The sequence below is a fragment of the Citrobacter sp. R-1.5.2 genome, assembly GCF_035064245.1.
GTDB lineage: Bacteria > Pseudomonadota > Gammaproteobacteria > Enterobacterales > Enterobacteriaceae > Citrobacter.
Window position 1 is genome coordinate 23,644 of the sequence record NZ_JASEYC010000022.1, and the last position, 20,861, is coordinate 44,504.

General features: G+C 53.1%; 9 protein-coding genes and 1 other RNA gene. 9 read left to right on the forward strand and 1 reads right to left on the reverse strand.

Annotated features, from left to right (window positions below):
* Positions 1-90: 90 nt before the first annotated feature.
* From smpB to QMN38_RS24230, 9 genes are all read left to right on the forward strand, one after another.
* Positions 91-573 (forward strand): SsrA-binding protein SmpB, encoded by a 483-nt coding sequence (smpB, locus tag QMN38_RS24190; protein ID WP_003031211.1) that lies wholly within the window; start codon positions 91-93, stop codon positions 571-573.
* A gap of 580 nt (positions 574-1,153) precedes the next feature.
* On the forward strand, positions 1,154-12,088 hold the full coding sequence (locus tag QMN38_RS24195; RefSeq protein ID WP_323606233.1) for a BapA/Bap/LapF family large adhesin: 10,935 nt from the start codon (positions 1,154-1,156) through the stop codon (positions 12,086-12,088).
* Between the two features lie 101 nt (positions 12,089-12,189).
* Entirely contained in the window at positions 12,190-13,599 is a 1,410-nt protein-coding gene (locus tag QMN38_RS24200) for a TolC family outer membrane protein (RefSeq protein ID WP_323606235.1), read from the forward strand.
* The gene (locus QMN38_RS24205; protein ID WP_323606237.1) at positions 13,596-15,782 is read left to right on the forward strand and encodes a type I secretion system permease/ATPase; all 2,187 of its coding nucleotides are present in this window, start codon (positions 13,596-13,598) and stop codon (positions 15,780-15,782) included. Before QMN38_RS24200 ends, QMN38_RS24205 begins: the two co-directional genes overlap by 4 nt.
* 7 nt (positions 15,783-15,789) lie before the next feature.
* Positions 15,790-16,953 (forward strand): beta-barrel domain-containing protein, encoded by a 1,164-nt coding sequence (locus QMN38_RS24210; protein WP_323606246.1) that lies wholly within the window; start codon positions 15,790-15,792, stop codon positions 16,951-16,953.
* A 72-nt stretch (positions 16,954-17,025) separates the two neighbouring features.
* Positions 17,026-17,389: a transfer-messenger RNA gene (gene ssrA, locus QMN38_RS24215) on the forward strand.
* A gap of 167 nt (positions 17,390-17,556) precedes the next feature.
* Positions 17,557-18,804 carry an integrase domain-containing protein gene (locus tag QMN38_RS24220; RefSeq protein ID WP_211801584.1) on the forward strand — a complete coding sequence of 416 codons (1,248 nt, stop codon included), beginning with the start codon at positions 17,557-17,559 and terminating at the stop codon, positions 18,802-18,804.
* Between the two features lies 1 nt (position 18,805).
* On the forward strand, positions 18,806-19,450 hold the full coding sequence (locus QMN38_RS24225; protein WP_323606240.1) for a hypothetical protein: 645 nt from the start codon (positions 18,806-18,808) through the stop codon (positions 19,448-19,450).
* A gap of 309 nt (positions 19,451-19,759) precedes the next feature.
* Entirely contained in the window at positions 19,760-20,509 is a 750-nt protein-coding gene (locus QMN38_RS24230; RefSeq protein WP_323606242.1) for a DUF2971 domain-containing protein, read from the forward strand.
* A 292-nt stretch (positions 20,510-20,801) separates the two neighbouring features.
* Here QMN38_RS24230 and QMN38_RS27085 read toward each other — a convergent pair.
* The coding region (locus QMN38_RS27085) for an IS1 family transposase (protein ID WP_071528444.1) at positions 20,802-20,861 on the reverse strand (60 nt) is incomplete at its 5' end.

Consider the following 20,861-nt stretch of genomic DNA (forward strand, 5'->3'; position numbering starts at 1 on the left):
TAGCCCAACTCGTGCTAAGATAGCGCCTTGCGCCCCGCTGGATGAAATGGGGTGTTTTTCAATTCCAGATTACCTATACTGAGCGGCATTATGACGAAGAAAAAAGCACACAAACCTGGCTCAGCCACAATCGCGCTCAACAAGCGCGCACGACACGAATATTTTATCGAAGAAGAGTTCGAGGCTGGACTCGCACTGCAAGGCTGGGAAGTCAAATCCCTGCGCGCAGGAAAGGCCAATATTGGCGATAGCTATGTCATTCTCAAAGACGGCGAAGCATTCCTGTTTGGTGCCAACTTCACGCCGATGGCCGTTGCCTCAACGCACGTCGTGTGTGACCCTACTCGCACCCGTAAACTTCTGTTAAACCAACGCGAACTCGACTCCTTATATGGGCGTATGAATCGTGACGGTTACACCGTTGTGGCACTTTCTCTGTACTGGAAAAATGCCTGGTGCAAAGTCAAAATCGGCGTCGCAAAAGGGAAGAAACAGCACGACAAGCGTTCTGATGTAAAAGAGCGTGAGTGGCAGTTGGACAAAGCTCGTATTATGAAAAATGCAGGTCGATAAATCCCTTCTCAGCAGCCAGTCTCTCATCATGAGGCTGGCCCTTATTGTTTAGTTATTGAAACCCATCCATTACATTCACCAGGATTATAGTTTTTACACCGCTGAATCGTTAAAACCTAAAATAGTCTTCCCATTATTTTATCGCGTCCATAGCTTAATAAAGTAAAAGTTCAAGAGCGTATTATTTATATTTTACACTTCACCAATAACACTATTATTACTGGTGTTTATTAGCTTTATAAAAAAACCACATAGAATAAAAACAACTTTATATACAATGATTTAGGTTTAAGCAAAAACCAAAACATGTACTGGAAAGTATCCTTTTCAATTGTCCCAATGTATTTTTAATATAGATAATTTGCGTAATACATCCTTTCTGACTATATCATCTAATACGAAAGAACTATTCAGACTTAAAGGCTCTGACGTATTCGATAAACAAACTGATACCTGCGTGACCTAATCAATGAAATCACACGTGCAAACTCATCTATATGATGAACGGGCACCTGTCAGCTCATTTTCCCAACACGCTATTGTGGATTAATACTCTCGGCCTGCCATCAGGAGTGAATATATGCGTCTACTCGCCGTTGTATCAAAATTGACTGGTGTTTCCACAAATATTGAAGCTTCTGAAGTCACGCTCAATTCACCTTCCATCGTGAAGCTGTCTGTTTCTCGTGAAGAAATCAGTCAACTTTCCCGCGTAAATCAGGATCTGATTGTCACACTCCGCTCCGGTGAAACCATCACAATTAAAAACTTTTACGTTGGCAAAGGTGATGAACAAAGCCAGCTCGTACTTGAAGATAGCAACGGTGCGCTATGGTGGGTTCAGGATACGGATGGCGCATTCCACTATCAGCATCTGGACGATCTCACCCCATTGATGGCGAGCGAAGGCAGTCATGAAGGCGGCGCAGTCTGGCCCTGGGTTCTTGGCGGCGTCGCCGTGGCGGGGGGAATCGGCCTCGCCGCCGGTGGTGGCGGTGGCGGTGGCGGTGGCGGTGGCGGTGGCGGAAATGGCAATAATGCTGGCAATGGCAATGGCAATGGCAATGGCAATGGCAATGAAGGAAATGGTGCTGGTGACGGAAATGGCAACGAAGGAAATGGTGATGGCGGCTCGCCACCCACGACAACGCCCACGATGCCAGGCGTACCGATTATTACCAGCGTCACTGACAATCAGGCTCCCATTACTGGTCTTGTCAATCAACAGACGTCTACTAATGATAATACGCCAGAACTTCAGGGCACTGGCCCCGCGAACGCAACCTTACATATTTTCGATAACGGTACCGAAATAGGTCAGGTCACTATCGATGCCAACGGGAACTGGACGTTTACTCCATCCTCCCCGCTTGCAGAAGGTACTCACCAGTTTACGGTCAGCGCATCAAACAATGCGGGCAGCAGCGCAATCTCAGACAGTTGGGTCATTACCATCGATACAACCCCACCTGCCGCCGCAATAATTTCTTCAGTGAATCAGGAAGGCACTACAGTGACGGGTAGTGCTGAGCCAGGAAGCACTGTCACTATCATTGGCAGTAACAACCAGGTTCTGGGATCAGCAATCGTCGGTTCAGGCGGTACCTTCACTATTGGCATATCGCCCGCGCAAACACACGGTGAAGCGCTGACAGCAAAGATTCAGGATGAAGCAGGCAATATCGGGCCAGATACTTCATTCAGTGCCTCGAATTCCGGTTATCCAGGCGTACCCGTGATAGTCAGTGTTATGGATGATGTCGCTCCCTCCGTTGGGCCATTGCTCAACAATCAGTCAACTAATGATGCGACCCCAACGCTTTCCGGGACAGCTGAGGCTAACAGTACGGTTAAAATTTACAATAACGGGGCATATATCGACAGCGTCGTCGCCGACAGCAACGGTAGTTGGAACTGGACCTCCAGCACAAACTTGCGGGACGGCTCATATGCCTTCACCGTGACGGCAACTAACCACCTGGGTACGGGGGGAATGTCGACGGCCTTCAATATCAATATCGATACTCAGCCGCCGCTGTCGCCAGACGATCTGACCGTATCTGCCGATGGCGCTGTCGTCACGGGTACGGCTGAACCCGGCAGTACCGTGACGATAACCGACAATAACAATCATGTAATCGGCAGTGGTGTTACCGGGCCAGATGGCTCGTTTACTGTCACCATAAACCCACCACAAACCAATGGCGAAACCATCACCGCTATCGCTACCGATCCGGCAGGAAACACGAGTTTACCTGAAACGGCGATCGCTCCCGATATCACCGCCCCGCTACCGCCCACAAACCTGACAATCAATAATGCGGGCGATCAGGTTTCCGGCACGGCAGAGCCCAACAGTACCGTACATATTCTCAATCCTGGTGGCACTATCATTGGCACAACCACCGCTGATGCTGACGGAGATTTCACCGCCACACTGGTTCCGCCACAAACTAACGGCGAACATCTTGTCGCCAACGCAACGGATGCCGCAGGCAATACCAGTGGTAACACAGCACTCACAGCGCCAGACAGCACCGCACCTGATGCGCCGACAGGGGTGATTGTCGCCGGGGATGGTGGTTCAGTGAGTGGACATGCTGAAATCGGCAGCACCATCACCGTAAAAGACAGCAACGGGAGTACGATTGGCGTGGGTCAGGCAGACAGTGGTGGTCACTTTGTTGTGTCGATCACCCCGTCACAAATCAATGGTGAAACGGTAAAAGTGACCGCAACGGACAGTGCAGGCAACGAAAGTCTGCCCGCTTCCGCACTGGCTCCGGATATTACCGCGCCAGACCAACCGATTATTATTGCCGTCTTAGACGATGTTCCCGATGTCATCGGAAAAATTGATAACAACACGCTGACTAACGATGATAAACCGGAAATTAAGGGCACTGCCGAAGCGGGCTCGCAGGTAAAAATTTATGATAATGGCACCCTGCTAACCACCGTTACCGCCGATATCAATGGTAACTGGGACTACACGCCGACCACCGCGCTGAGCCAGGGCGCTCACGTGTTTACGGTTACGGCAACCGATGCCGCCAACAACACCAGTAGCGCCGCCAGCTGGAAAATCATTGTCGATAGCGTCGCGCCGGCCGTCCCGGCTATTACTTTGATCAACGATGACGTCGGAACCATCACCGGTAACATCGCGAATAACAACGGGATAACCAACGACAACACGCCGACCCTCTCAGGGACCGGCGAGCCAGGCTCGCTGGTGAACCTGTATGATAACGGTTTGCTGATGACGGTGATGCTCATCGACAAGTCAGGTACCTGGAGCTATACCGTCCCGGACAACAAGCAGCTTGCCGATATCGACCATCGTTTTACCATATCCGCAACGGATGCCGCTGGTAACGTCGTCACCTCCCCCGTCGCTGTCACCATTACCGTTGACACCCAGCCACCAGGGGTACCAGCCATTTCAGCCGCCACCGATGACATCGGAAATGCACCCGTTGACTTGCCTTCTGGTAGTCGCTCAAACGATAACCTGCCGTCACTGAAGGGGACCGGAGAAGTTGGCTCCACCATCACTATCTACGATGGTGCTACACCGATTGGAACGACCACCGTGGTGGCCGGAGGAACCTGGAGTTTCCCGGTCACCCAGCCACTTAGTGAAGGCTCGCACACATTGTCAGCTATCGCGACAGATGCGGCGGGGAACGCCAGTACCGCCGGAAGTTTCATGCTGACTGTCGATACAACGCCACCCGCGGCCCCGATCATCACCTCAGCGGAAGGGCTTATTGGCCTGGAAACTAAAGTACTGAGTAATGGCGGCAGCACAAAAAGCGACAACCCCACACTGTCAGGAACAGGTGAACCGGGCGCGACAATTACGATTTATGAGAATGGCGGCCTCGCCGGCATCACTACCGTACAGCCAGACGGCACCTGGACATTTACCCCAACCTCACTTGCAGATGGGCCGCATAAATTCACCGCCACGGCGACCGACGCCGCGGGCAACACAGGGATCCCATCGGCGGGCTTTACGCTGACGGTGGATAATCTGCCGCCAACGCAACCGCTCCCACCCACCATTACGGATGACGTCAATCCGATAACCGGGGTCGTGACCAACGGCATAACTAACGACACCACGCCAACGTTCAGCGGCACGGGGAATGTCGGCGATCTCATTACCCTCTATCTTAATGGCAACTCTTCGTCGCAGGGTACGGCGACGGTTGGTGCAGACGGTAGCTGGAGCTTTACACCATCAGTGCCACTTCCCCAGGATGTTTATCAGGTAACCATTACGGCGACCGATCCTGCTGGCAACGTCAGCCCGCCATCAAATGCCATCCTCCTGGAGATCGATACTACGCCCTCTGATCCCCCTGTTATTCTTACCGCCAATGATAATGTTGGCGGTTTCCAGGGCAATCTTCTGCCAAATGCCGTAACCGATGATAGCACCCCAACCATCAGTGGGAGCGGAACTAGCGGCGATACCATCACCCTGTATAACGGCATCACAGTAATCGGTACTACTACTGTAATTAATGACAGTTGGGTCTTTACACCAAACTTACCACTGGCAAACGGAGACTACACGCTGACTGCTATCGCCACCGATGCGGCAGGTAATGCCAGCAACAGCTCAAACAGCATTTCATTCACTATCAATACCAAAGCTCTGACCCAGCCACAGCTCACCGATATTCAGGATAACGTCGAGGGAATTACCGGCTCGCTGACCGATGGTAGTATCACGAACGATACAACCCCAACCTTTATCGGTACTGGTACGCCAGGCAGCAGCGTCATCATTTACATGGAGAACAATGTTGAAATTGTCAGAACCACAGTTCGCGCGGATGGTTCCTGGCAGGTGGATGTTCCCCTTGTTGGCGAAGGCTCTCACACACTATATTTCGGTGCGCAAGATGCCGCAGGTAACTCGTTGTCAGCAAGTAATCCTGTAACGCTGAAGCTCGATACACAGCCTCCCGCCGAGCCAATCGTCACCAGTGTTGACCCAAACGGCACGCTGGTAAGCGGGACAGCCGAGCCGGGCAGCACCGTCATCATCAGAAGTGGTACTACGGTACTGGGCCAGGGCATTGCGAATAGCGTCACAGGTGCCTACACCGTCACGATCTCACCCGCACAAACTACGGGGCAGAATCTGAACGCAATCGCCCAGGATCAGGCGGGCAATAGCAGCGACCCTACGCCATTTAACGCGGCCACGTCCAGCATTCCGCATCCGCCAACTCTCGAAATCATTGATGATGTCTCGCCTGTTACAGGAGCGATTGGCAACGGTAAAACCACCAATGACACCTTGCCGCTGTTACAAGGAACCGCCACGGCAGGAGCAACGGTCAAAATTTATCAGGATGGGAATGTAATCGGTACGGTCACCGCCGATGCCGTTTCCGGCGCATGGAGCTATCCATTATCCGCTCCGCTGACAAACGGCACGACTTACAATTTCACCGTATCGCAAACTGTTGCGGGTATAGACAGTGGCATATCGCCCAATTACGCCATCACTATCGATACTGCCGCCCCACAAGCCCCTGCGATCACCAGCGTAATTGACGACGTGTTACCGGGTACAGGATCGTTAGATACCGGACAAATTACCAACGATTCACGCCCGACCCTCAATGGAACTGGCGAAGCGGGCGCGACGATCACCCTTTACGATAAAGGTATCGCGATTGGCATAACCACCGTGAGTGGCAGCGGATACTGGAGCTATACACCAACTGATGGGTTGGGAGAAGGCGAGCATATCTTTACCGCACGCGCAACGGATGCTGCAGGCAACCTGGGCGATCCCTCCAACAGCTTCCGGATTATTGTCGATACGTTAATCCCAAGCGCGCCCTCTATTGTGTCGGTAATGGACGACGTCGGTACCCCGCAGTCCCTTACATCCGGACAGCTAACCAACGACAACACCCCGTCGCTTGCTGGCGTCACCGAGGCCGATTCAGTAGTGACCATTCGCGATAATGGCGCGGTAATTGGCACAACCACCAGCGATGAAAACGGTAACTGGAGCTTTACACCGGCTCCAGCACTTAGTGAAGGCAATCATTCGTTCACCGCAACCGTCACGGATGGTGCTGGCAACATCAGCCCGGCAAGCCCACCTTTCGTTCTGGTTGTTGATACGCTGCCGCCCGCAGCACCGAGCATTACCTCGGTGATTGACGATCAACCCGGCAACACATCGCTGACTAACGGACAATTAACTAACGATGCACAACCCACGCTGAACGGCAAAGGAGAGATCGGCGCCTCTATCACTATCCGCGATAAAGGCGTTGATATTGGTACAACCCAGGTTGATGAGTCCGGCAACTGGAGCTTCACGCCGGATACCCCGCTGACTCAGGGGCAACACATCTTTACCGCCGTTGCCACCGATCAGGCGGGCAATATGGGAGGCGTATCTTCGTCCTTCACCCTCGAACTGGATTCCATCGCCCCGCAGCCCCCTATCATTAGCACGGTATTGGACAATACGGCTCCCACAACAGGCGCGATAACCAATGGGCAGACGACAAACGAAACACGTCCGGCACTGAGCGGCACGGGCGAAGTGGGGGCGACCATTACCGTTCTGAGCGATGGCCAACCCATTGGCACCACCACCGTGGGGGCGGGAGGTATCTGGAACTTTACCCCAACGGATGCACTGAGCAACGGACCGCATACATTGACCGTCACCGCGACCGACAGTGCAGGTAACACCAGCGCTGCATCGAACGGCTTTGGGCTCATCGTTGATACCGTATCGCCGGGTATACCCATCATTTCTCAGGTAGCAGATGATGTCGGCCCGCTGACAGGTAATCTGAACAACGGCCAGGCCACAAATGATGCGCAACCCACGCTCAGTGGTACGGCAGAAGCCAATTCCACGATCAAAATTTATGACAATGGCACCTATCTCGGTACCGCCCCAGTTGACGCCAATGGAGCCTGGAGCTTCACGCCAACAGCTGTACTTGGAAATGGTAACCATGCGCTCACGGTGACCGCCACGGACGCAGCCGGAAACGTCAGTCAGTCATCCGCCACATTTAACATCATTGTGGATACCGTTGCTCCGCTTGCCCCCACCATTATCCAGGCCGTCGATGATGTACAGCCCGGCACCGGGACGCTGTCCAGTGGGGCCTGGACCAATGACACCCGCCCGCTGCTCAGTGGCTCAACGGAAGCGAATGCCCGGGTCGCGATTTACGATAACGGCACGCTGCTGGGGACGGTAACCGCCACAATAGATGGGACGTGGGAATATCTGCCCCCCACACTGAGCAACGGCCAACATACATTCACTGCTATCGCCACAGACGCCGCCGGCAATATCGGTGCCACCTCAAGCGGATTTATTATTAATGTCGATACGAACCCACCGCCAATCCCACAACTGATCTCGGTCATAGATGATATCGCAGGCGGTGTTTTCAATGCAGCGCTGAACAACGGGCAGCTCACCAACGATGCCCGCCCAACGCTCAACGGCACCGCCGAAGCCGGTAGCACTGTCAGTATCTATGACGGGAACACTCTGCTTGGTACCGCTCTGGTGCAAAGCAATAATAGCTGGACATTTACCCCGACCACGCCGCTCGCGACCGGGTCCCATACCTTCACCGTGACCGCTACCGATGCGGCAGGGAATACCAGCGGCGCAACACCAGGTTTTACCGTGGTGGTGGACACCGCGGCTCCGGCACAGCCTTCAATAAGTAGCATTATTGATGATGTTGGCCCCAACACCGGTGCGATTGGCAGCAATCAGCCCACCAATGACGCACGCCCAACCCTGAACGGATCCGCAGAGGCCAACGCGCGAGTCGATATTTATGATAATGGCAGTTTTGTCACCAGCGTAACGGCTGACAGCACCGGCAACTGGAATTACACGCCGTCCACTGATCTGGCTCAAGGGGCTCATTCGTTTACCATCACGGCGACAGATGCTGCGGGGAATATCAGTGGATTTTCGTCTGCAATAGCCATTGTTGTCGATACCATCGCACCCGCTGTTCCAACCGGGCTGGCGGTCAACGCCAATGGTACGGCGTTAACCGGCGTGGCCGAAGCGAACAGTACGGTCATTATCACCTCCGGTAGCGGAACGGTACTCGGCACCACAACAGCAAATGCTTCCGGTAACTTCACCTTTACCCTGAATCCACCGCAAATTAGTGGGCAAACGCTGCAGGTCAGCGCACAGGATGCCGCTGGCAATATCGGCACCGCCGGCAACGTGCTGGCCCCGTTTACCGGTGTTCCTCCCGCGCCGGTGATCTCCAGCGTATTCGATGATGTCGGCACTATCACGGGCCTGGTCACCGCCGGGAAAACCACCAATGATACCCGCCCAACACTGAGCGGAACTGCGCAGGCAAACGCCGTTATCAACCTGTATAACAACGGCACGTTGATGGGTAGCACAACCGCAGACGGGAATGGGATCTGGAGTTTTACGCCAGGCAGCGCCCTGAGTGAAGGCAACCATGCGTTTACCGCCAACGCCACAAATGCCAACGGCTCGAGCATTTTGTCTGGCTCGTTCAGCGTCATTGTGGATACCACGCCACCGCCCCCCCCGACGATTCTGATCAGCGCCGATGGCGGAACAGTGAGCGGTATTGCCGAAGCCGGCAGTACGGTTACGATATCCCTGCCCGGTGGCACCAGCGTGACAGCGGTCGCCAACAGCAGTGGGGTCTACAGTGCCACCTTGCCTGTACGCCAGATTGAAGGTCAGTCGTTATCTGCAACGGCAACCGACGCGGCGGGCAACACGTCATCGCCTGCCAGCGTCATCGCGCCGGTACTCCCTCTGCTGGCTGAAGATAATGTCACCCGTTTGCCGCTACAGACTGACGTGACAGTCAGCACTGAGCATCAAAGCGATTACGGTTTCCTGCTGGTGAACGCACTGGGTAGCGTCGCCAACGTGCTGGGGAATGATACGGCAAGCGTTAATTTCAGCATCCAGTCTGGCGGTAGTGGCTCCATCACCATTAACGCCGCGGCGACCGGCATTGTGCTGTCACTATTAAACTCAATGGAGATTGTTATCCAGCGCTATGACTCCTTGCTCAACACCTGGATAACCGTGGTCGATACTTCGAAACCCAATTTTGCCAGTTTGCTGACCATCGGAGCCTCTGGAGTGACGCTTAATTATGATGGGCTGACAGGCGGGGATTATCGCGTGGTCAGCTTCAACACTAACCTGCTGGCGACCGGCGCTTACACCAGCCTGGACGTTGCCGTGGTGAAAACCAACGGCGGAACCATCACCGGGGGGACCACAGAATCCGGTAACATCATCACCGATACCGATCCCACCAACGGGCAGGATAACGCCCCTTCCGGCACGCTGGTCACCGCCATTACCGATGGTAACGGCACCGTGGTAAACGTCACGGCAGGCGGCGTGAATGTACAGGGTAAATACGGCACCCTGCATATTAACCAGGACGGCAGTTATACCTATACCCTGACCAATACAGCAATATCAGTGTATGGCCGCTCCGAAAGCTTCACCTATACGTTGACGCATGGCACAGACCATTCCTCAGCCAAACTGGTTGTCACGCTGGGCCAGGCCCCAACCACCAGCACGGTAACGGCAGCAGATGATGTGGCGTCACTGACCTACGGAACCCAGGTGATCGCGGTCGACCACGGCACGTCAAAACAAACTGGCTTCACACTGGCAAATGTCGGGCTGGGTGATGTCCTCGACGTCAGTCTGGTCAACGGTCTGACTAACCCGATTAAGTTCAACGTGGATGACGGCGCAACCCGCACGCTGACTGTGCAGGCGAATGTCCTCGGTGTGACGCTTGGCGGTTTTGATCTGTATGTCTATCGCTTCAACGAGGCTATTCAGCAGTATGAACAATATCGGGTGCAGCCAAACTGGGTTACGGCGCTGCTGGGCGGCAGCTCTTCGGCGTATACCATCACGCTGCCAGGTGGTGACTATCTTTTCCTGCTTAACGCCTCTGGCGGCCTGACGTTACTGACCAGCTATACCCTGAATATTCAGGCGGATCATACCTACGCGGTGGACAGTCTCAGCGCGGTAACCAACGGTAATATTCTGGTCAATGACTCGGCTCCGATAAACAGCGTCATCACCGAAGTGAATGGTGTTGCGATTAACGGAACGGGCACCACCAGTATTAACGGACAATATGGCACGCTGACTATCGATGCGAAGGGGAACTATACCTATACCCTGAAAAGCGGGCTGGGTGCAGATAGCATCAGCACACCGGACAGTTTCGTCTATACGGTCAAAGCCCCCAATGGCGATACAGGTAGCGCCTCGCTGAACATTACGGCGACCCCGCAGGCGCTTGACGCAGTAAATGACGTCAGCGGCATGATGGCGGTGAGTACCGTTCAGGATTCTGCGGCATACGGAAGCGGCGCGCTGGGCACCGCGACAATTCCGACGCTGGGGAGCAAAGCAACCGGTTCAGGTTCGTTTGACATCGCAACAAATGACGTACTGAAAGGCGCCACGCTCAACTTCAGCATCGGCACCCTTATCACCGTCGGTACGCTGGGCGTGACCTGGACAATCACCGGTCCTGACGGATTCTCACTTTCAGGCTCTGTACCCGCCAGTGCTATCAGCCTGTTAGGCAGTTCAATTGCCGTCTCACTGGGTAATGCCGAGCTAGCCGCGGGTCATTACAGCATCAGCTTCACAGGAACGATGGGGGGACTGGCCGTTGGCAACGTCAGCATTACGCCGAACGTCACGGGCACGACATGGCACCTCAATACCTGGGACGTTAACGCCACGACGGTGAATGGCAATATTTTTGATGGCAGTGATGCCGCTGGCGCGCACGATCAGCTCTCAACCGTCCATACCCAGCTCACTATCACCGGCTTTAACGGCAGTACCGCCACACTCAATCCAACCAGCAGCATCAGTAGCACAACAATTCAGGGTCATTATGGCTCACTGACCATGAATCTGGATGGCTCATACATCTATACGCTGAAACAGGGTACAACCGTGGCGTCGATGGCCAGCAAAGAGACATTTACCTATACGCTTAACGACCAAAACGGGCATACGGACACCGCGACGCTGACCATCAATATGAATCCACAGATGGCAAGCACCGCGCAACATGACGTGATCATCGGCTCGGTCTACGGCGATACGCTGATTTATCACCTGCTTAATGCCAGCGATGCAACGGGCGGTAACGGAACGGCAGACACCTGGACCAACTTCTCGCTGGCGCAGGGCGACAAAATCGACATCGGCGACCTGCTGGTAGGCTGGAACGGACAAAATGCCACGCTCGGTAACTACCTCACGGTGACCACCAGCGGTAACAACACCGTCGTTTCCATTGACCGCGACGGTACAGGCAGTACGTACCACACCACTAACCTCGTAACACTGGAGAACGTACACACCACGCTCGATGAGCTGATCCAACAAAATCACATTGTGACCTGAAACGAACGCCATACCGCTATAACGAGATAACAACAGCCCCGGATGCCATGACGTCCGGGGCAATAACAGTCGTCACTGCCCTATTTTGCAAGGGATAAACCATGAGAAATGTCGCCCCTGTCGCTGTACTGCTGGCATTAACGTTCTGTTCCGTTCATGCGAATGCCGAAGATGAACCGCAAATTATTACGCCGGAAGGGCTGGCAACCAGTCAGATGCTTCCCTCTCTGGATGGCTCTGTGGCCGATCTGCCGCTAAGCGTTGCCGCTCCCGGAAGCCTGACGCTTAACGACGCGGTGAGCCGCGCAGTGAGCTGGCATCCTTCTATTCGTGAATCCATTGGCAAACTGCTCTCGCAAAATGAGCAGATAGACGTGGCGAAAGCGAAATATTATCCGCAAGTTACAGCCGGAATGAACAACGGCTACAGCAATACCTACACCGACCATGGCTTCAGCCCTGCACTGGTCATTTCGGTGTCACAAATGCTGTATGACTTTGGCAAAGTCGCCAGCCAGGTGCGCGCCGAAGCCGCCGGTTCGGCGCAACAACAGGCAAACGTGTTACTCAGCATCGATACTGTCGCCCACGCCACCGCCAATGCCATCGTCCAGGTTCAGACATGGCAACAGATGGTGGATGCCGCCGAAGAGCAACTGGTCGCGCTAAACGGTATTGGTCGACTGACCAGAGAACGTAATGATGAAGGGGCGACCTCGCTGTCTGACGTGGTACAAACCGATGCGCGTATTGAGTCTGCTCGTTCACAGCTGGCGCAATATCAGGCCAATCTCGACAGTAGCAAAGCGACATTGATGAGCTATCTCGGCTGGCGCACACTGAACGGCATCAGCAATGAGTTTCCGGTAAAACTGGACAGCAGTTGCGATGTCGTAAAACCGGAGGATAAGTTAGTTCCTGCAGTGCTGGCGGCCTGGGCGCAGGCGAACGTCGCACAGGCCAATCTGGATTACGCCAACGCACAGATGACGCCAACCATTTCCCTGGAGCCATCTGTTCAGCACTATCTCAACGACAAATACCCCAGCCATGAGGTGCTCGACAAAACGCAGTACTCAGCGTGGGTAAAAGTCGAAATGCCGCTGTATCAGGGCGGCGGTCTCACCGCCCGGCGCAACGCCGCCAGCCACGCGGTAGAGTCCGCACAGTACTCTATTCAGCGCACCCGACTTGAAGTACGGCAAAAATTACTGGAATCCCGCAGCCAGGCAATGAGCCTCGCGACTGCATTACAGATCCTGCGCCGCCAGCAGCGGCTGAGCGAACGCACTCGTGAACTGTATCAACAGCAGTATCTGGATCTCGGCTCACGCCCATTACTTGATGTTCTTAACGCCGAACAGGAAGTGTACCAGGCCCGTTTTGCCGAACTCCAGACCCAAAGCCAGCTGCGCCAGCTACAACTGAACTGCCTCTACAACACCGGATCGTTGCGCCAGGCGTTCGCCTTAAATAACCGCAGCATTCAATCGGTGGAGATCCAGCTATGAGCGACGTCGAGCCTGTTGTTGAAGATGCTATTGGCGAACCCGCCCTGAGCCAGTGGGCGCAGGCAGTTACCCACATTGCCAGCCACTATCGCCTTACTTGCTCGCCAGGCGCTATCCAGGCCAACGCCCCATGGTTCGAGGGGAAAAGCAAAACCCTTGCTTTGACGCAATTAGCGCGCCAGGCGGGACTTTCCTTTCATACGCTGGATACCGCAAAGCAGGTACTTAACCAATGGCGTTTACCGGTGGTGGCGGAACTGCACGACGGCCAAATCATGGTGATAGAACATTTCAACGGTGAAGATACACTGGATGTCTTTATTATTGCCGACGAGGGACAGCGCAACCGGCTGGCGGTGGCAGAGCTTCTGCCAGAAATCCATACTATCACCGCACTGCGCCCGTTATCGGCGTTAAAAGACAGTCGGGTTGATCGCTATATTTCGCGCTTTAAACCCGACTGGATACGCGAGCTGGTTTTACAAGATATCCGCCCTTACCTGCCCGTCATGGTTGCTGCATTTCTGATTAACGTCCTGTCACTCTCCGGGATAATTTTTTCAATGCAGGTTTACGACCGGGTGATCCCCGCCCAGTCATATCCGACTCTCTATGTTCTCTCGACCGGTGTCCTGGTCGCGGTATTGTTTGGCTTTTTGCTTCGCGAAGCACGTACCCACATTATGGATCTACTCGGTAAACGTGCAGACATGCGTATTTCCGATCGCGTGTTCAGCCACGCCCTGCGGTTGCGCAATAGCGCGGTTCCCCGCTCAACAGGGAGTTTTATTTCCCAACTCCGCGAGCTGGAGCAGATCCGGGAGATGATCACCTCCTCAACCATGTCGACCATCGTCGACCTGCCGTTTTTCCTGCTGTTTATTGTCGTACTGGCGTGCATTGCTCCGCCGCTGGCGTGGATAGCCCCCGTCGCTGCCATTCTGATGATTCTGCCGGGGCTGTTATTACAGAAAAAACTGGCGGTACTTGCTAACCAGGCCGCACATGAATCCACTCTGCGCAACGCGGTGCTGGTCGAAAGCGTTCAGGGGCTGGAAGATATCAAGCTAATGCAGGCGGAGAACCGCTTTTTACAGCAATGGAACAGCTATATCCGCATTACTGGCGAGTCCGGGCTACGCACACGCAAGCTTACCCAGGGGCTGATCGGTTGGGGGATGTCAGTACAAAGCCTGGTTTACGCCGCCATCATTATGTTCGGTGCGCCCATGGTTATTGAAGGCACGATGACCACCGGGGCCGTGGTCGCCGCCTCGATGCTCGGATCACGGATGATCGCCCCGATGGCTAACCTGTGTGGTGTGCTGGCTCGCTGGCAGCAGGTCAAAGCAGCCAAAATGGGGCTGGACAGCATTATGCAACTTCCCACCGAGACGCAGCACGATGAAGACCGGATACACCAGGAAATCTTCCGCGGCCACTATCTGTTTGAAAATGCGCACTTTCGCTACCACAGTGACGACCAGCGCGTACCGTTACGCATCTCGCGCCTGGAAGTGATGCCCGGAGAGCGGATTGCGATACTCGGGCGTAACGGCGCGGGTAAATCAACCCTGCTACAGGCCATGGCGGGCGGCGTGGAGATTATTCAGGGTGATGTCCGACTCGATAACCTGAGTCTGGCGCAAATCGATATGGCTGATTTACGCCGCAATATCGGCTTTCTCAGCCAGAACGCGCGGCTTTTTTTCGGTACGTTACGCGAGAATCTGACACTCGGCGCACCGCATGCCAGCGACACGCAGATATTCGAAGCGCTGGAGGTCAGTGGCGCATCTGCATTCGTCAAACAACTCGCCAAAGGGCTGGCACACCCCATTATGGAAGGCGGTAATGGGCTTTCCGGCGGGCAGCGTCAGTCGATTCTGCTCGCCAGAATGTTACTGCGATCGCCCAATATCGTACTGCTCGACGAACCCAGTGCCTCGCTGGATGAACACACCGAGCGGGAATTTATACAACGGTTAAACCAGTGGCTGGGCAACCGCACATTGATTGTCGCCACACATCGCGTTCCGGTTCTGGAGCTGGTCGAGCGCGTGGTGGTACTCAAAGAAGGTCAGCTGGTCATGGATGCCCCAAAAGCGCAGGCGCTAAATGCAAATCGGGCACCTGCACAGACTCACGGTCGGGAGTGGAAAAATGAAAACCAATCCGCATGACGCCGCCATGGACGACCTCGATATCCTCCGGGAACACCGTTTTTCCGGTGCCAGCCGCATTATTCTGCTCAGCACACTGCTTTTTGCCATCCTGGGGGGATGGGCGTATTTCGGCAAACTGGATGAGGTCTCTACCGGCAGTGGGAAAGTCATCCCCAGCTCGCGTGAACAAATATTGCAGTCGCTTGACGGCGGGATCCTCGCCGAACTCAGCGTGCACGAAGGTGATAAAGTTCAGGCCAACCAGATTGTCGCCCGCCTCGACCCAACGCGTTCTGAATCCAACGTGGGTGAAAGCGCCGCCCGATACCGTGCATCTTTAGCGTCAAGCGCCAGACTGAATGCCGAAGTCAACGATTTGCAGCTAACGTTCCCCAGCTCGCTGCAGGCCTGGCCGGAACTTATTGCCTCTGAAACCCGGTTATATAAAAGCCGCCGGGCGCAGCTTGCCGATTCGATGGTGGAACTACAGGATGCGCTGGTCTCCGTGAACAAAGAACTGGCGATCACCCAACGGCTGGAGAAAAGCGGTGCCGCCAGCCATGTGGAAGTCCTGCGCCTGCAACGACAAAAAAGCGATCTTGGACTCAAAATAACCGACCTGCGCTCGCAATATTACGTGCAGGCGCGTGAAGCGCTGTCGAAGGCCAACGCCGAGGTCGATATGCTGGCGGCTATCTTAAAAGGTCGCGAAGATTCCGTCACCCGCCTGACCGTTCGCGCCCCGATGCGCGGTATCGTAAAAAACATCCAGGTCACCACGATTGGCGGCGTTATCCCTCCTAACGGTGAAATGATGGAGATTGTCCCAGTAGACGATCATTTGCTGATTGAAACCCGCCTGTCACCGCGCGATATCGCGTTTATTCACCCCGGACAGCGGGCACTGGTAAAGATTACTGCCTATGACTACGCCATTTACGGAGGACTGGAGGGCGTGGTAGAAACCATCTCCCCAGATACCATTCAGGACAAAGTGAAGCCGGAGATCTTCTACTACCGTGTTTTCATACGTACCCATCAGGACTTTTTACAGAACAAGCTGGGACGCCATTTTTCTATCGTACCGGGCATGATTGCCACTGTGGATATAAAAACAGGTGAAAAAACCATCGTCGACTATTTAATCAAACCATTTAATCGTGCAAAAGAAGCACTGCGCGAGCGGTAAATCCTTGCGGTTAAGGGGTTGTGGGGGCTGGTCACGCGTGTCACAAGTCTGTTATACTTGCTGCAACACATTGGGGCTGATTCTGGATTCGACGGGATTCGCGAAACCCAAGGTGCATGCCGAGGGGCGGTTGGCCTCGTAAAAAGCCGCAAAAAAATAGTCGCAAACGACGAAAACTACGCTTTAGCAGCTTAATAACCTGCTCTGAGCCCTCTCTCCCTAGCTTCCGCTCTTAAGACGGGGATCAAAGAGAGGTCAAACCCAAAAGAGATCGCGTGGATGCCCTGCCTGGGGTTGAAGCGTTAAAACTAATCAGGCTAGTCTGGTAGTGGCGTGTCTGTCCGCAGGTGCCAGGCGAATGTAAAGACTGACTAAGCATGTAGTACCGAGGATGTAGGAATTTCGGACGCGGGTTCAACTCCCGCCAGCTCCACCAAACATTCATTCATGATGCATCATGAACCTTAAAAAAGCCTGTAACTTCAACGAGTTGCAGGCTTTTTTTGTTGCATGTGTGGTCATGATCTCTGTATGAATCTTGACCTTTTGGCACCATGTTTAGCACCACGGTATCGTGGGGCTAAAAAAGCGTGGTGCTAAAACATGCCTAAGCAACTGAAACCCTTAACAAATGTGGAGATCGCTGGCGCGAAGCCCCGTAGCACGGACTATGAGCTACGGGACGGTGAAGGCCTGTACTTGCTGGTTAAGACTTCAGGGAGGAAGGCCTGGCATTTCGAGTATTATCATCCCGTCACCAAAAAGCGCACCAAAACCAGCCTTGGCCCTTACCCGGTCGTTACACTGGCCATGGCTCGCGAAACTCGCACGAAGTACAGACGACTGCTCTGGCAGGGCATCGATCCCCGTCAACACTTAGCAGGAATAGCCGAAGAAAAACGCATCCAGAATGAATGCACGCTGGAAAAAGTTGCGGAACAGTGGCTCAAAGAGAAGAAACGGACCAGCGATCTTAGCGAAGATCACGCCAAAGATGTCTGGCGTTCGCTGGAGATGCACGTCTTCCCTTCTCTGGGTAACACGCCCGTCACTGAGATCCGCCCGAAGATGCTCAAGGAACACCTCACACCGCTGGAAGAACAGGGCATCCTCGAAACGCTGCGGCGAGTCATCTCACGGCTTAATGAAATCTTCCGCTTCGCCATCTCCGAAGAGCTCATCGAGTTCAATCCGGCTGACAACCTGGTCGCCCGCTTCAAGAAACCGAAAAAGCAGAACATGCCCGCCCTCCACCCCAGCGAGTTGGGCAGGTTAATGCTGGCGCTACAGAACGCATCTATCCGCAAGGAAACCCGCTGCCTTATCGAATGGGAACTACTGACCTGGGTTCGCCCCGGCGAAGCCGTCAGCGCCCGCTGGTGCGACATCGATATGAAAAAAGCGGAATGGCGTATCCCTGACACCTTTATGAAGATGAACCGTTCGCACACGGTGCCGCTCAGCAAACAGGCGCTGCGCGTTCTTCAGATCATGGAGCCCGTCAGCCGCCATCGCCCGTGGGTCTTTCCCAGCATCCGTAAACCACTGGAGCATATGCACCAGCAGACCGCGAACGCCGCGCTTATCCGTATGGGGTTCGGCGGTGAGCTGGTCGCCCACGGCATGCGCAGCATCGCCAGAACGGCGGGCGCAGGTCATTTTCCCCGCGAAGTCCTGGAGTCTGCGCTGGCACACCAGAAAGAAGACGAGATCGAAGCGGCCTACAACCGCAGCGACTATCTGGAACAAAGGAGACCGCTGATGCAGTGGTGGGGAAACTACGTTGATGCCGCCAGACGGCAGGCGCTGCTCGGTGCAGAAGAACCGCTGCGGATCGTGGAAGGAGAGTAATGTGACCAGTCCCATTCGTCAGAATCTGTTTGAACGGGAATGTGATATGCCGCTGCTGGAAGCGCGGCATCTCGCCCTTCTGCTTCTCGGCCTTGATGCTTCCCAACCAGCAAACGCCCTGCCGGAAGAACATCAGGAGAATTACCGAATCCTGCACGACGCCATCAGCCGCACCATCAAAGCCACTGGCATAGTCAGCGCCCCGGCGAACAAACGCATGTTCTATGCCGATGAGATGTTTGCCTTGGCCTGGCGACTTATTGATGATGAGCTGACGCCGCCAGAAATTAAGGCCCGCAGCCTGAAGGCGGTGATGAAACTGTCGCGTAACAGTCGTGGCCGTAAGTGGCTGAAGACGCTTGGTGACGATGCGTTGCCGGATCTCACGGCTTCAGCACAACCTTCTCTGCGGGGAATGCATAAACGCGACAAGGCTCGGGAGAATACTGCCCGACTCTGCTGGCTGCTTGTTCAGCTTCTGGTTGAGGAGACTGACGGGCGTTATGGGACGTCGGATAAACCGGCTTCTGACCAGATACTTCGAAAGCTGAAGACGCTGGCTAAGGAACAGGAATTGCCGTCGGATGGGCTTGGGCGGGGGACGTTTTATGAGGTGTTGAAAATGGGACGGGGAAAGGAAGTGTAGGTAATTGCAGCTTGTGTTGCGTTGCGTTGCGTTGCAAGAAGCAAATTAAGATCTGAAACTTCCAGCGTATAGTCAACTTCGAACCAGAAACGGATATTGGTTAATGTATGTCTTGTTCTTAAAGGACTTTGGTTGATTGTCAATTGATTGTTAATAACTAGGTTATATATATGCCTTAAGGAAATGGTTTTACTGTTTACTTAACAGTTAAGAAACCGGAATTTGTCATTATAGCTATTACTTGTGTGTTTTTACTTTAAATAAACCTTATACGACTGTAAAATTAATTTTTTAATGAGGGATGTAACGATGACCGCAACGACTGATCACGAGTGTTTTACTCAACCAAATACCGAAAGCATTCCACTCTGGAGATATATGGATTTCACTAAATTCATGTCATTAATTACTCATCAAAAATTATTTGCATGTCGTTCAGATCTATTTGATGATCCCTATGAAGGAACATATACTCGCGGAATTATAAATTATATACAAGAGTTAAAAGAAGATGATAATGAAAATGATACTAAAACTTTAAAATTGATCTATGACTTCAATAAGAAACTAAGAAAAGCTACTTACATAAGTTGTTGGCATGCAAATGAATTCGAATCTGCTGCTATGTGGGACCTATATAGTAAAAATGATGCTTCAGTCGCAATTGAAACCACATATGCAGATTTAAAACATATATTACCATCGGAAGCATATCTTGGCTTGGTAAAATACATTGATTATGATAAGGAAGCATTTCCTATAGGAAATGTGTTTCATGCTTTTACTCATAAAAGAAAATCATTTGAACATGAGCGAGAAGTTAGATTTTTGATCCAAAGACTTCCTTTCGACAAAGATAATAATAAAGTCGATTTTGATAAAATCATAACTCCAAATGTAATCCCCATTACCGTTGACATTAATAAATTCGTTAAAAGAATCCACTTATCTCCTCGTTCACCGGAGTGGATGCTGAATTTGTTACAGGATATAGTTAAGAGATATTCAATAGATGTAGAGGTTAGACGTTCTGACTTATACACGTCCCCTATTTATTGATTTATTTTATAAATACTTCTTTAAATTAATTAAATTTTATTGTGTTATGAGCGAGGATCCTAATATTTGTTGCGGTAGTAGAAAGAACGAACACTACCGCGCCGATGGACTTGCTCACCCCCTCATACTCAACAAGGATATCCCGGATTCTCTTGAATCACAGTTTTTCTTCAGTCCATAAATTTGGATAATGACTTTTGATTTTCTCAATCCGTATTGAACCCGCCACTTTCGAACAGGCCGAAATAATTTCATCGAGTAAAACTTTAAGCTTTCCGGTAATGACTCCAACTTACTGATAGTGTTTTATGTTCAGATAATGCCCGATGACCTTGTCATGCAGCTCCACCGA